Raw genomic sequence first — 13415 nt, forward strand, 5'->3', positions numbered from 1 at the left:
GCGGCCCCCTTAGCCGACGAGCCACTTGTTGAAGCGCTCGAAGATTTCCGGGCCTTTCTCGGCCCAGTAATCGAAATCCTGGAACACCGCCGTCTTGCCGTTCTGCGGCGAGTTGGGCAGCAATTCGAGGGTTTTGGCGTCGAGAAGCTCGAAGCTCTTGGTGTTCACCGGCCCATAGGGGATGGCTTTCGAGAAGGTCGCCTGGTTGGTGGCGTCGACCATATTGGCGAGAAACTCCATCGCCTCCTTCTTGTTCTTCGCCCCCTTGGGGATCACCATCGAGTCACACACATAAAGCGCATTGTCGAAGGTATAGTCTACCGGCGCGCCGTCATTCTTCGCCTTGAAGACACGCCCGTTCCACACAGTGCCGACATCGACCTCGCCGCCGATGACGAGCTGCGCCGATTGCGCGCCCGACGTCCACCAGGTGAGATCGGCTTTGAGCCGGTCGAGCGATTTGAAAGCGAGATCGAGATCGATGGGATAGAGCTTGTCGCGCGCCTGGCCGCCGCCCATCGCCGCCACTTCGAGCGTCTGGGGGGCGAGCTTCCACAGGCTGCGCTGGCCTTCCTTGGTTGCAGGATCGAAGAACTCGGCCCAGTTCTTCGGCCGTGTCTCGGCGGTGAAGGTCTTGGTGTTCCACGCCATGATATAGGCGGCGACGTCGACCAGCACATAATGCTCCTTGGCCGCTGCCGGCAGCAGCGTCGACTTGTCGAAAACGCTGTAATCGATGGGCTCGAGCAGGCCAAGGCGCGCCAATGCCGCCGCTTCGGTGGCATCGATATTCAGTATGTCCACATCGACGGCGTTGTTCTCGACCATCGCCTTGACGCGCGCCGTATCCATATAGGGCGCGCCCAGGATCTGGATACCGGTCTTCTTCTGGAACGTATCGAAATAGGCGACCTTGAAGGCTTCCTCGAGAGCACCGCCGGAATTCGGCACCGTCATCGTGGCGGGCTTGGCCTTGGCGATATAGGGGAAACCGGTCAGGGCGACGCTTGTTGCCGCCATTCCTTTCAGGACCCGGCGGCGGTCGAATGTTGAACGCTTGGACGATGGCTGTTTGGTGATCATTGTTTCTCTCCCAGACTCATTATGTCGTTCTTGCGTACAGCACGGCGGTCTCAGATCGTTGTTGGCCCTCCTCTCTTCTTTCTTTCGGGTTCAATCCATGACGATGCCGCCGCCGGCGATGACGGTTTCGCCCGTCATGTAGCGGTTGCGTTCGCTGGCAAGGAAATAGACGACCTCGGCGATGTCGCTCGGATCCGCCACCCGGCCGAGCGGTGTCGATTTGGCGAGATCCTCATAGATGCCCAAGGCCCGCAGGTTGGGTGTGTCGATCGGACCGGGCGACACGGCATTGACCAGGATACCTTCGGGCGCCAGCTCCTGGGCGAAGGACTTGGTCAGGCTGATCACGCCCGCTTTGGCGGCCGCATAATGGGCGTTCTTGGCATAGGGGATATAGGCGTCGATCGAGGCGATCGACACGATACGCCCGGCCTTGCGCGGCTTCATGTGATTGGCGGCGGCGACCGACATATGGAACATGGCGCGCAGATTGACGTCGAAAGTGTAGTCCCACGCCTCGTCATCGATTTCGAGCATGGGTTTGCGCGGATAGACGCCGGCATTGTTGATGAGGATATCGGCATGGCCGAGCGCCGAGGCGGCGAGACTGAAGGCGACATGGGCCTTGTCGCGCCGGCGTATGTCGCCCGCAACGCCAACCGCTTTCGTGGGGCCGCCCAGGCGTTCGACGGCGCTCGCGAGCCCGTCCTTGTCGATGTCGATGATCGCCACCTTGGCGCCGCGTTCGACGAAGAGACTGGACAAGGCGAAACCCAGGCCCCTTACGCCACCGGTGATCACCACATGCCGGCCGGCCATTTCCGCTGATCCCATTCGTCCCCTCCAAGGGCTGAGCGACCCTCTTTGTGATCGCTTTCCAATTTCAAGTATTATTATGCGATAAAACTTGTTTGACAAGCAGGAATCGAGGCGGCGGCGAAAATCGCCGCAGCTTCTTGAAATCAAAGAGAATTAGGTCAGGAATTGAGGCTGATCAGGGCGTCATGCGGAATATCGACCGCGACTTCTGTGCCGGGTGCAATGAAGGCCTCGCCGGCTTTGAACGGGGCATCGATCTGCACCTCGCCGCCCGTGCGCGCGATCGCATAACGCACGATCGAGCCCAGAAATTCGCGGTGCTGGATGGTGCCGGACAGGCGCAAGTGGCCGCCGGGCGCCGGAGCCGCGGCGGAAGTGCTGAGCTTGCCGTCGGCCGGCCGGAAGGCGACTTTGGCGCCGGAGATGCCCACCGGCGCACCGGCGCCGAGACTTTCCCGCGCCAGGATATTGGCAGAGCCCAGAAAGCCCGCGACGAAGCTGGTGGCGGGCATGGTGAAGAGATCGACCGGCGAGCCCGTCTGCAGAAGCTTGCCTTCATTGAGGATGGCGATGCGGTCGCAGATGGCGCTCGCCTCTTCTTGATCATGCGTGACGAAGATGGTGGTGAGGCCGAGCTCCTGCTGTAACTCACGCAGCCAGCGCCGAAGCTCGGTGCGCACGGTCACGTCGAGCGCGCCGAAAGGTTCATCGAGCAGCAGCACGCGCGGCCGGATGACGAGAGCACGAGCGAGCGCCACCCGCTGGCGCTGTCCGCCCGACAATTGCGCCGGAAACCGCTCGCCGAGATTGGTGAGACGGACGAGCTTCAAGATCTCGCTGACCCGCTCGCGGATCTGCTCTTCCGAAGGCCTCGCCTCGCGCGCCATCACGCGCAGGCCAAAGGCGACATTCTCGAAGACGGAAAGATGCGGGAACAGCGCATAATGCTGGAAGACGAAGCCGATCTGCCGGTAGCGCGGCGCCACATCGGTCGCATCCTCGCCGTCGAACAGCACCCTGCCCTGATCCGGCGTCTCGAGGCCGGCGATGATGCGGAGCAGCGTCGTCTTGCCCGAGCCGGAAGGGCCCAGCAGCGCGACGAGCTCGCCCTTGGGTATGTTGATGCTCACACTGTCAAGCGCCTGATACTGGCCGAAGCGCTTGCTCACGCTGTCGATATGCAAGGTCATGGGATCAGGTTCCTTCCGCATGGCGGCGCACGCCGCGGCGCTCGAGCAGGAATTTAGCGACGAGAGTGAAAACGGCGATCAGCATCAGCACCGAAGCCGCAGCGAAGGCGCCGACCGAATTATGGTCCTGGTAGAGCAACTCGACATGCAGCGGCAGCGTATTGGTTTCGCCGCGCACATTGCCGGAGACGATCGACACCGCGCCGAACTCGCCGAAGACGCGCGCATTGCACAGGATGATGCCGTAGAGCAGCGCCCAGCGCATGCCGGGCAGGCTGATGCGCCAGAAGGTCTGGAAGCCCGAGGCGCCGAGCGAGATGCCCGCCTCCTCGCGCTCGCGGCCCTGCGCCTCGAGCAGCGGGATCAATTCACGCGCGACGAAAGGCGCCGTCACGAACAAGCTCGCCAGCACGATGCCCGGCAGCGCGAACATGATCTTGATGTCATTGGCCTGCAGCCACGGCCCGAAAAGGCCTTGCGCGCCGAAGACGAAGAGATAGGCCACGCCCGCCACGATCGGCGAGATCGAATAAGGCAGCTCGATGATGGCGGTGAGGAAGCGGCGGCCGGGAAAATCGAATTTGGCGATGGCCCAGGCGGCGGCGATGCCGAACAGCGTGTTGATCGGCACTGCGATGAGCGCGGTGATCACCGAAAGCTTCACCGCATGCAGCGTGTCTTCCGTCAGAAGGCTCTCGAAATAACGCCCCGCCCCGCCGGCGAGGGCGTAGCTCAGGATCGCCAGCAGAGGTGCCGCGATGAGGAACAGGGCGATGATCGCCACGGCGCCGATGAGGAGCCGGCGGACGAGCTTCTGGTCGCCTACGCGTTTCGTCGCCATCGCTTCAGCTCCGCGTCAGATGCCGGCCATACCAGGACTGCGCCAGGCTGGTCAGGATGAGGATGGTGAGCGAGGCGAGGAGCATCACCGTGGCGATCGCCGCGGCACCCGGATAGTCGAACTCCTCGACCCGGATGAAAGCGAGCAGCGAGGTGATCTCGGTCGACAGCGGCTGGTTGCCGGCGATGAAGATGATGGCGCCGAATTCGCCGAGGCAGCGCACGAAGGCGAAGGAGATGCCGGCAAGCAGCGCCGGCATCAGCAAGGGCAGGATGACCCGGCGCATCGTGTCGAGATCGCCGGCGCCGAGGCAGGAAGCGGCGTCTTCGAATTCGGGGTCGAGCTCTTCCAGCACCGGCTGCACGGTGCGCACGATGAAAGGCAGGCTCGTGAAGATCATGGCGATGATGATGCCGAGCGGCGTATAGGCGACTTCGATGCCGATCGAGGCCAAGGGTGCGCCGAACCAGCCGTTCTTGGCGAAGAGCGCCGTCAGCGTCACGCCGGCGACGGCGGTCGGCAGCGCGAAGGGCACATCGACCAGCGTGTCGAGAAGCCGCTTGCCGGGAAAATCATAGCGCACCAGCACCCAGGCGAAGGCGAAGCCGAAGATCGCGTTGAAGAGCGTGGCGGCGAGCGCGCAGAGGATGGTGATCCGATAGGTCGACAGCGCCCGGGGCGAGGTGACGATGTTCCAGAATTCGCCGAGCGACAGGCTCATCGCCTTGAGCAGCACCGCCGCGACAGGCAGCGCGATGATAAGCGTCACATAGACGAGCGTGACGCCGAGCGAGAGCGGAAGGCCGGGAAGAATGCGCCGTTGCGGCATGAGGGATCAGGCTATCGTTGAACAAGGGAACGGGGCGGGATGATCCCGCCCCGCCCGCTTAGAGCACAAAATGCGGGGCAAATCCCGTCAAAGTTGGAGACTTTGACGATAAGGATTTGCCCAACATACAAGCTGGCGCGAATCCTTGTCGGCGAAGTGGTTTCCACTTCGCCGGGATGCGCGCTAGCGCGCGACAAAGAGCTGATCGAGAATGCCGTCCGAGGCGAAATGCTCCTTGGAGACCTTCTGCCAGCCGCCGAACACGTCCTCGACGGTGACGAGCTTGATCTCGGGGAAGTCGGCCTTGTGCTTCTCGACCACGCTCGGCTCATGTACCCGGTTGCCGAACTGCGCCACGATCTCCTGGCCTTCCGGCGAATAGAGGAACTTGAGATAGGCCTCGGCGATGGCGCGCGAGCCGCGCTTGTCGGCGACCTTGTCGACCACCGCCACCGGGAATTCGGCCAAGAGGCTCGCCGGCGGCGTCACCAGGTCGAACTTGTCCTCGCCGAACTCCTTGGCGATGGCGCGCGTCTCGGCCTCGAAGGTGATGAGGACGTCACCCGTTTCGCGCTCGACGAAGGTGGTGGTGGCGCCGCGCCCGCCGGTATCGAAGACCGGCACATTGGCGAACAGCTTCTTGATGAAGTCGCGGGTCTTCGTCTCGTCGCCCTGGAAGGCCTCCTTGGCATAGGCCCAAGCGGCCAGATAGGTGTAGCGCGCATTGCCCGAGGTCTTGGGATTGGGGAAGATGACCTTCACGTCGTCGCGAACGAGATCACCCCAGTCCTTGATGCCTTTCGGATTGCCCTCGCGCACCAGGAAGGACGGGAAGGAATAATAGGGCGACGCATTATTGGGCAGTCGCGTCTGCCAGTCAGCGGCGACGAGATCGCCCTTGTCATGCAGGATCTGCACGTCGGTGACCTGGTTGAAGGTCACCACATCGGCCTCGAGCCCTTCGAGGATGGCGCGCGCCTGCTTGGAGGAACCGGCATGCGACTGCTTCACTTCGAGATCTTTGCCCGTATCGGCCTTGTATTTGGCGATGAAGGCCTTGTTGACCTCGGCATAGAGCTCGCGCGCAATGTCGTAGGAGACGTTGAGGATGCTGTTCGGTTCTTCGGCCTTTACCGGCGCGGCAAACGCCAGGGTGGCCAGCGCCGCTGCCACGATAAGCTTTTTCATAAGTCCTCCAGGGGGATAAGAGAAGGCGGGCAAGAGTTCTGTTTAAGATCTCGACTGTTCTATAAAAAGAACGAAACCTCTGTCAAGGCAGCGCGGCAGTTATTTTCCTTACGGCAGCCATGAGGAATTCTCAGAATGACGCTTAGAGCCCTTCCCGTTTTGATCGAATCGCTTCGATTCGATCAAAACGGGAAAAAGGGCTCGAAAACATATAATCTGGAGCGCTTCCTTATCGCCAAAGTCGAACAACTTTGGCGGGAAGCGCTCTAGTAGTTTTGTTTCTTGCCTGCCGGCGGAGGCCGCGCGAAAGATAACGCCGACGGCAGGGAGGCCAGATGAGTGTTTCGGAGACTCCGACTAAGACTGATCTTGGCGCGAAACGCGTCGATGCGCAGAAAGCCCTGGCGGCGATCCGGCCCGGCAGCCGGATCTATCTCGGTACTGGTTGCGCCGCCCCGCGCCATCTGATCGCCACGCTGGAAAGCCTGGAACCAGGTCCGGCCGATCTCGAATTCGTCAGCTTCCTCGCGACCCTGGTATCGCCCGCGGCGCAGGCGAGCCGCTATCGTCACCGCTCATTTTTCGTCGGCAGCGACATTCGCGATCTCCAGGCCGCCGGCCGCCTCGATTATGTGCCGATCTCGCTCGAGGAAGTGCCTGCCCTTCTCGCCAATGGCCGATTGCCCATCGATGTGGCGCTGCTTCAGGTCTCGCCGCCGGATGCGCGCGGCTTCGTCAGCCTCGGCGTATCGGTGGATCTCGCCCCGGCGGTGCTGGGCGTCGCGCGTCATGTCATCGCCGAGATCAATCCGGCGATGCCGCGTACCCATGGCTCGAGCTTCGTCCATATCGATCGTTTCGATGCCTTCATCGATGTCGACACGCCGGTGACCGAATACCGTCATCCGCCAGCCGGCGAAACGGCGGACCGCGTCGCACGCTACATCGCCGCCATCATCGAGGACGGCTCGACCTTGCAGATCGGGCTCGGCCGCGTTCCCAACGAAGCTTTGCACCACATCACGGACCGCCGCGATCTCGGTATTCACAGTGACGTCATCACCGACGGCATCATGAGCCTGGTGGAAGCGGGCGTCGTGACTGGCCGGCGCAAGACGCTGCACCGCGACCGCATCGTCACCAGCTACTGTCTGGGAACGCGCCGTCTCTATGACTTCGTGCATGATAATCCGCGCTTCGACTTCCAGCCGATCGAAGAAGTCTGCGATCCGCGCGCCATCGCCGCCAATCATCGCATGGTGTCGATCACCCAGGCCTTCGCCATCGACCTCACCGGCCAGGTCTGCGTCGACCAGCTCGACGGCCAGTTCTATGGCGGGCTTTCCACCCAGGCCGCCTTCATCCGGGGCGCGGCGCGCTCACCCGGCGGCAAGCCGATCGTCTGCCTCGCCTCGACCACGGAAGACGACGCCTCGCGGATCAAGCCGCTGCTCGCCGCCGGCGACGGCGTCGGCATCGCGCGCTCCGACGTGCATTACGTCGTCACCGAATATGGCATCGCCTATCTGTTCGGGAAATCCATCCGCGAGCGCGCCCTCGCGATGATCGAAGTGGCGCATCCCGACCATCGCGATGCGCTGGTCGAAGCCGCCCGGCAGCTCGGTTATGTCCCGCGCGAGCAGTATCTCGCCTCGCACAACGCCTATCCGGTTCAGGAAGAGCGGCGCCAGACATTCGCCAACGGCGCCGAGCTGCTGATCCGGCCGGCGCACGCCGCCGATGCCGACGCGCTCAGATCCCTCTTCCACCTGCTCTCGCCCGACGATGTCTATACGCGCTTCTTCCGGCGCGTCCGGTCGCTCTCCTATCAGGACCTGCAGACGCTCTGTAACGTGAATCACGAGACGCAAGTGGCCTTTCTCGCGGTGACGGGCCCCCGCGAAAACGAGGTGGTGGTCGGCAGCGGCTGTTACTTCCTGAATGCGACGACCAATCTGGCGGAGGTCGCCTATATGGTGGCGCCGGACTGGCAGGGCCAGGGGCTCGGCACGGCGCTCCAGACGCGCCTCCAGGAATATGCCATGGCCCGCGGCGTCAAGGGCTTCGTCGCCGAGATTCTCGCAAACAATGCCCGCATGGTGCGTCTCGCGGCCAATGCGCCGGGCGTCGCCACGACGGAGCGCGACGGTGACACGATCCAGGTGACCATTCTGTTCTCCGATCGCGCCGCCGCCAGGCCGGCGAAACCCGATGCCGAGGAGAAGCCCGCCAAAGATCCGCCAAAACGTAAAGCCCGGCGCCCCTCGAAATGATCCATTCATGTCGATTCAACTGACGGTCCGCAAGAAGATCATGGGCATCGCCATCGGACTGATCGTCCTGATGGTGCTGACCGCGATCCTGTCATTCGTCTGGGCGTTGCGGGTCGAGCATCGCATCCAGGAACTCTCCAACAGCTTCATCCCGGCCTATGGCCATCTGGCGCGCGCCAATATCCGCTCCCTCGAGCGGGCCTTGGCGTTGCGCCGCATGGTCATGGTCAAGATGCAGACGCCGGTCGACACGGCCAAATATGAAGAGAACCGCGAGCTCTTCGAAAGCAAGGGCGACGAGGTGGAGAAGGAAGCGCAAGCCGCCCGCGACTTGATCAATAGTCTCGTCGAGATGCGAAAATCATCCGCCGACGACGCCATCGCGCTGGTCCGGCTCGACGGCCGCATCGGCGCGGCAATCACCTATGCCCGTCAACAGCTGAACCAGGAGATCGACCGTCTCTTCTCCGCACTCGACACCGGCGACGGCAAGGCGATATCCGACAGCATGACGCGGGTCGACGCCCTGCGCGATGACCTTATCGCCAAGCTCGACGGCATCCGCGCCGACATGTTGTCATTGGTGCAGGCGGACGCGGCGGCGACGGTCGCCCAACAGCGCCAGGCCATGATAATTGCCGCGGCCGTGACGGCGCTCGCCGCCTTGCTGGGCCTCATGTTCGCGCTCCTCGTCAGCGGCGGCATCACGCGCCCGGTGCATCGCCTTCTGGAAGGCACCCGCGCGGTCGAGGCCGGCAATCTCGATCACACCGTCACGGTGAGTTCGCGCGACGAGATCGGTCATCTGACCACCGCCTTCAACCGCATGATCGAGCAATTGCGCCTCAAGGAGCATATCCGCCGGACCTTCGGCAAATATGTCGATCCGCGCGTGGTGGAAGATCTCATCGACCATCCGGTGCTCGCCACCGAAGGCCAGCACCGGGTCATGACGGTGATGTTCTGCGACGTCAGAGGCTTCACCGGCATCGCCAAGGAGACGACGTCCGAAGGTCTCGTCAAGGTGATGAACCGCTACTTTTCGGTGATGTCCGCGCCGGTCCGCGACCATGGCGGTATCATCGACAAATATATCGGCGACGCCATCATGGCCTATTGGGGCCCGCCCTTCACCGAGAAAGCCGATCAGGCACGCCTGGCGAGTCTCGCCGCCCTCGACATGCAGGCGCACATCGCCCCGCTCAAGGCCGAGATCGCCGAGCTGCTCGGCATGCGCAGCCTGCCGATCGCCTTCGACATCCGCATCGGCGTCGCCACCGGCGAGGCGCTGGTCGGCAGCATCGGCTCGGAATTCATGATGAGCTACACCGTGCTCGGCGAGACGGTGAATCTGGCCTCGCGCCTCGAAGGCGCGAGCAAGCTCTACGGCACCCGCATCCTCGCTTCCGCCGATACGATCGCCGGCGCCGGGGACACAGTCGAAACGCGCGAGATCGATCGTGTGGTGGTGCTGGGCGAGACGCGGCCGCAGACGATGTACGAGATCATGGGTCGCAAAGGCGAGCTGACGCCGGCGCAGCACGAGCTGAAGGCGCGTTTCGCCGAAGGGCTCGCCGCCTATCGCGCCAGGCGCTGGGATGACGCGCGCGGCGCTTTCGCCGCGGCGCTCGCGATGTCTCCCGACGATGGACCTTCACGTGTTTTCCTCAAGCGTATCGAAGGCTTCATGAGCGCGCCACTGCCGGACGACTGGGACGGATGCTGGCGTCTCGATCAGAAATAGACGTCAACTTCCCTTCGGCAGCGACAGCACCACTTTCATGCCGCCTTCGGCGCGCGGCGTCATGGTGATATCGCCCTGATGCGTCCGGGCGATGCCGCGGGCGATTGCCAACCCTAAGCCGATGCCGCCCGTCTCGCGGTTGCGCGAGCGCTCGCGCCGCTCGAAGGGCTCAAAGACGCTCTCGATCTCGTCCGCCGGTATCCCCTCACCTTCATCGGCGATCGCCACATCGACATTCCCGTCCGTCTCGGTGACCGTCACCCGCGCCCGCTTGCCGTATTTGACGGCATTGTCGATGAGATTGGTGAGGCATCTTTTGAGCGCGATGGGCCGGCCGGTGCACACGATCCGCACCGGCTCCGCCGGCTGATCCATCTGCACCTCCGGGAAGTCGTCGCAGATGGCCTCGGCCAGCGAGATCATGTCGATGCGCTCGCTTGCCTCCTTGTGCGGCTCGTGACTGGCGAAATCGACCACCGACTGGATAATCGCCTCGATCTCGGCGAGATCGGCGATGAGGGCCTTGGTCTCGTTCTTCTTCTTGAGCAGCTCGAAGCGCAGGCGCAGCCTGGTCACCGGCGTGCGCAGATCATGGGCGAGCGCAGCGGCGAGATGCTCGCGCTCCGACACATAATCGCGCACCTTGCTTTGCATCCAGTTGATGGCGCGCACCGCCGCGCGGACTTCGCGGCTGCCGGTTTCGGGCAGCGGCGGGCGGTTGAGGTCGTTGCCGATCGCCTTGACGGCCCGTTCGAAAGCGGCATAAGGCGCGGTGAGCTGCCGGATCGTCCACAGCGACAGCAGGATGATGAAGACGGCCGCGCCGACATAAAGTGGGATATTTTCCGGCGTCAGCACTGGCGGATCAGGTGTTACCGGCGATACGAAATTGAGCCACTGCCCGTCATTGAACTGCACCGAGACGACGAAACGGCCGCTGCGGCCAAGATTGCTCGCCGCTTCCGACAGCTGCTCCTCGACATTGCCCGGCTCGTCTTCGGCATCGTTCGCCCGCGGCTCGGTGATGCGCAAGACCGCGGCCGGATCCTCCTCGCGGATCCTGATATCGCTCACCCCGTCGCGGCCGAGCTTGGCGACGAGAATGTCCTCGAGCTCGGCCAGCTCGTCATCGGCGGGAATGGCGCTGGTGACCGCCGGCCTGGCAGACATCGACAGCATCAGCGGCGGCGTGGCGAGATCGTCGAGAAGGCCTGGGCGCGCCGCGGGCGTCGCCGAATAGAGGGCTTTCGACAAAGCGACGGTGCGCTCGCCCAAGCGGAAGAGATCGAAGGAACGTCCGGTGCTCGCCACCCCATGCGAGGCGATGACGAGGGTCGCCGTCTGCGCCGCAAGGAGGCCCGTCACCACGATCAGCAGAACCCAGGCGGGCAGCGATTGCGGCAACAGCCGTCTCATGGCGATTCCACGGCGGGCGCGAACATATAGCCGCCGCCTCGGACGGTCACGATGAAGTTGGCGTTCTCGACGCTCTGGGTGAGCTTGCGCCTGAGCCGGCTGACCAGAATGTCGATGCTGCGGTCGAAGGCCTGCGCCTCGCGTCCTTGTGTCAGGTCGAGGAGCTGATCGCGGCTCAGCGTACGGCGTGGATGCGTGACGAAGACGGTCAGGAGATCGAATTCGGCGGTCGTCAGGGTGACGACGACATTATCGTCGCTCCACAGCCGGCGCTGCGCGAGGTCGATGGTCCAGCCGCTGAACTTATAGGTCTGGGTCGGGCGCGTCTGGCGCTCCGCCTCGCCGGCGGAGGCGAAGCGGCGGATCACCGCGCGGACCCGCGCCAGAAGCTCGCGCGGCTCGAAGGGCTTGGCGAGATAGTCGTCGGCGCCCATTTCGAGACCGACGATGCGGTCGGTGGTTTCGCCGACCGCCGTCACCATGATGATCGGCACCTGCGACTTGGCGCGGATGTCACGGCACAGTTCCAGGCCGTTGCGGCCGGGCAGCATGACGTCGAGCACCACGAGATCGAAATTCGTCCGCCTGAGATGCGCCTGCATCTGCGCCTCGTCATGCGCCACCGACACGCGATAACCATGACGTTCGAAGAAATGCCGGATGAGATCGCAGATCTCGCGATCATCATCGACGACGAGGAGGTGGCCGCTCGTCGTCATGCGAAGGCCCTCCATAACAGATTTGTAATGCGGGTGAGTCTCATGCCGGTTGGGCCATAACACGGGCTTTCACGGCGATCCAGTTAACTGGACGACAGTTTTTGTATCCGCTCCGACGGCCCTGGAAACAATCGGTTACAGAGACCGCGAGCTTCGGAAAAATTCCGGAAAAACAGCGCGCCTATCCGTTGTTGCGACAACGATGCGCAACTCTGGTTCCTCTACTATGTCCCACGTGAGCTGCAGGTCCCGGAGCCTGCGCATCGCTTGTCTCGCGGCACTGACAGGCGCGTTCGCTCTGCTAGCGGGTTCAGGCGGTGTTGCGGCGGAGCAGACGAGGTCTGACCGTTGCACCATCCTGCAGGACCAACTCGCCGAGCAGATCAAGACCCATTCCGGGTCCAATCGCTCTGCCAAGGCCACGACGATTGGAGCGAAGGCGAAGAAACTCTGCGCCGAAGGCAAACAAGCGCAAGGCCTCAGAGCCTATGTCAAAGCGCTCCAGCTGTTTGGGGTCCAGCCGATCGACCCGAAGTGATGACCGAAGCCGACATGCCTCGTGCTTCTTGAAACGAATGGAAAGGATACTGAGATGAACAAACTTACTTTGGCTGCTCTGAGCCTCGCCACGGCCCTCGCCTTCACGGCGCCGGCTCTCACCGTGACCCCGGTGCAGGCGGCGACCACCACCGTTGCTACCCCGGCGCCGGCGAAGGCCAAGACCGCGGCGACCAAGACCTCGGCGACGATGAAGACCACCAAGCACAAGGTGACCAAGCACAAGAAGCTCTGCAAGGACACCAAGACGCATAAGTGCCCGGTGACCAAGAAGAAGAAATAACGAGGACGGCGACGAGCGCGTGATCGGCAAGATCACGCGCCACCTCGGCGCGTGATCAGGAAAAGTGGAAACCGGTTTTCCGTCCGATCACGCGCCAAATTGATTCCGATCACGTTCATCACTTTAGGTCGTAACGACCCAAAGTGATCGTGATCTAGGAGGCCGGGCGGATCACCCTCACCAAGGATTCACCCGGCCTCATTTCACGTTTCATTCTGACGAGGAGGTCCCATGTCTGCTGCCGCTGCTGCCTTTCTCTGGTATGTCGTCGTTGCCGGCCCGCAAGGCGGAGTCACCGTGCTGCCCAGCCCCTTCGATCAGCAGGATCAGTGCCTCGCCGCCGTCAAGGCCTATGAGGCGACGAAGCCCGCCGCCAACTGGAGCCTGCAGTGCATTCCCGCCGCCCCGGCGATCGGCGACGAGGAAGTGCCGGAAGACGGCGCCCCGGCCGAGCAGTAGATACGATAGGTAT

Annotated in this window: 12 protein-coding genes; 4 read left to right on the forward strand and 8 right to left on the reverse strand. The window is 63.1% G+C overall.

Features of this window, described 5'->3' with window-relative positions; all coding sequences use genetic code 11:
- Positions 1 to 9 precede the first annotated feature (9 nt).
- From JHL16_RS15100 to cysP, 6 genes are all read right to left on the reverse strand, one after another.
- Positions 10 to 1083 (reverse strand): polyamine ABC transporter substrate-binding protein, encoded by a 1074-nt coding sequence (locus tag JHL16_RS15100; RefSeq protein WP_200185668.1) that lies wholly within the window; start codon positions 1081 to 1083, stop codon positions 10 to 12.
- A 90-nt stretch (positions 1084 to 1173) separates the two neighbouring features.
- Entirely contained in the window at positions 1174 to 1917 is a 744-nt protein-coding gene (locus JHL16_RS15105; protein ID WP_200185670.1) for an SDR family NAD(P)-dependent oxidoreductase, read from the reverse strand.
- Between the two features lie 143 nt (positions 1918 to 2060).
- Complete coding sequence (locus JHL16_RS15110) at positions 2061 to 3092, reverse strand: ABC transporter ATP-binding protein (RefSeq protein ID WP_200185672.1); 1032 nt, start codon at positions 3090 to 3092, stop codon at positions 2061 to 2063.
- 4 nt (positions 3093 to 3096) lie between these two features.
- Positions 3097 to 3933 carry a sulfate ABC transporter permease subunit CysW gene (gene cysW, locus JHL16_RS15115; RefSeq protein WP_200185674.1) on the reverse strand — a complete coding sequence of 279 codons (837 nt, stop codon included), beginning with the start codon at positions 3931 to 3933 and terminating at the stop codon, positions 3097 to 3099.
- A 4-nt stretch (positions 3934 to 3937) separates the two neighbouring features.
- Positions 3938 to 4762: a sulfate ABC transporter permease subunit CysT gene (cysT, locus tag JHL16_RS15120; protein ID WP_200185676.1), complete on the reverse strand. Its 825-nt coding sequence runs from the start codon at positions 4760 to 4762 to the stop codon at positions 3938 to 3940.
- Positions 4763 to 4945: 183 nt separating this feature from the next.
- Positions 4946 to 5950 (reverse strand): thiosulfate ABC transporter substrate-binding protein CysP, encoded by a 1005-nt coding sequence (cysP, locus tag JHL16_RS15125; protein WP_200185678.1) that lies wholly within the window; start codon positions 5948 to 5950, stop codon positions 4946 to 4948.
- Positions 5951 to 6285: 335 nt separating this feature from the next.
- On the opposite strand from cysP, the gene JHL16_RS15130 reads away from it, so the two are divergent.
- Together JHL16_RS15130 and JHL16_RS15135 are read left to right on the forward strand one after the other, a co-directional pair.
- Positions 6286 to 8223, forward strand: coding sequence for a GNAT family N-acetyltransferase (locus JHL16_RS15130; protein ID WP_200185680.1), 1938 nt, complete (start codon positions 6286 to 6288; stop codon positions 8221 to 8223).
- 7 nt (positions 8224 to 8230) lie between these two features.
- Entirely contained in the window at positions 8231 to 9967 is a 1737-nt protein-coding gene (locus JHL16_RS15135; protein WP_200185682.1) for an adenylate/guanylate cyclase domain-containing protein, read from the forward strand.
- 3 nt (positions 9968 to 9970) lie between these two features.
- Here the strand turns inward: JHL16_RS15135 and JHL16_RS15140 are convergent, their stop codons facing one another.
- Both JHL16_RS15140 and JHL16_RS15145 read right to left on the reverse strand, forming a co-directional pair.
- Positions 9971 to 11383 (reverse strand): ATP-binding protein, encoded by a 1413-nt coding sequence (locus JHL16_RS15140; protein WP_200185684.1) that lies wholly within the window; start codon positions 11381 to 11383, stop codon positions 9971 to 9973.
- Positions 11380 to 12102 carry a response regulator gene (locus JHL16_RS15145; protein ID WP_200185686.1) on the reverse strand — a complete coding sequence of 241 codons (723 nt, stop codon included), beginning with the start codon at positions 12100 to 12102 and terminating at the stop codon, positions 11380 to 11382. Before JHL16_RS15145 ends, JHL16_RS15140 begins: the two co-directional genes overlap by 4 nt.
- Before the next feature lie 592 nt (positions 12103 to 12694).
- On the opposite strand from JHL16_RS15145, the gene JHL16_RS15150 reads away from it, so the two are divergent.
- Together JHL16_RS15150 and JHL16_RS15155 are read left to right on the forward strand one after the other, a co-directional pair.
- Positions 12695 to 12943, forward strand: a complete 249-nt coding sequence (locus JHL16_RS15150; RefSeq protein ID WP_200185688.1) for a hypothetical protein — start codon at positions 12695 to 12697, stop codon at positions 12941 to 12943.
- Positions 12944 to 13174: 231 nt separating this feature from the next.
- Entirely contained in the window at positions 13175 to 13402 is a 228-nt protein-coding gene (locus tag JHL16_RS15155) for a hypothetical protein (protein ID WP_200185690.1), read from the forward strand.
- Positions 13403 to 13415: the final 13 nt, after the last annotated feature.

The organism is Taklimakanibacter albus, from assembly GCF_016595235.1.
GTDB classification, from domain to species: Bacteria; Pseudomonadota; Alphaproteobacteria; order Rhizobiales; family Aestuariivirgaceae; genus Taklimakanibacter; species Taklimakanibacter albus.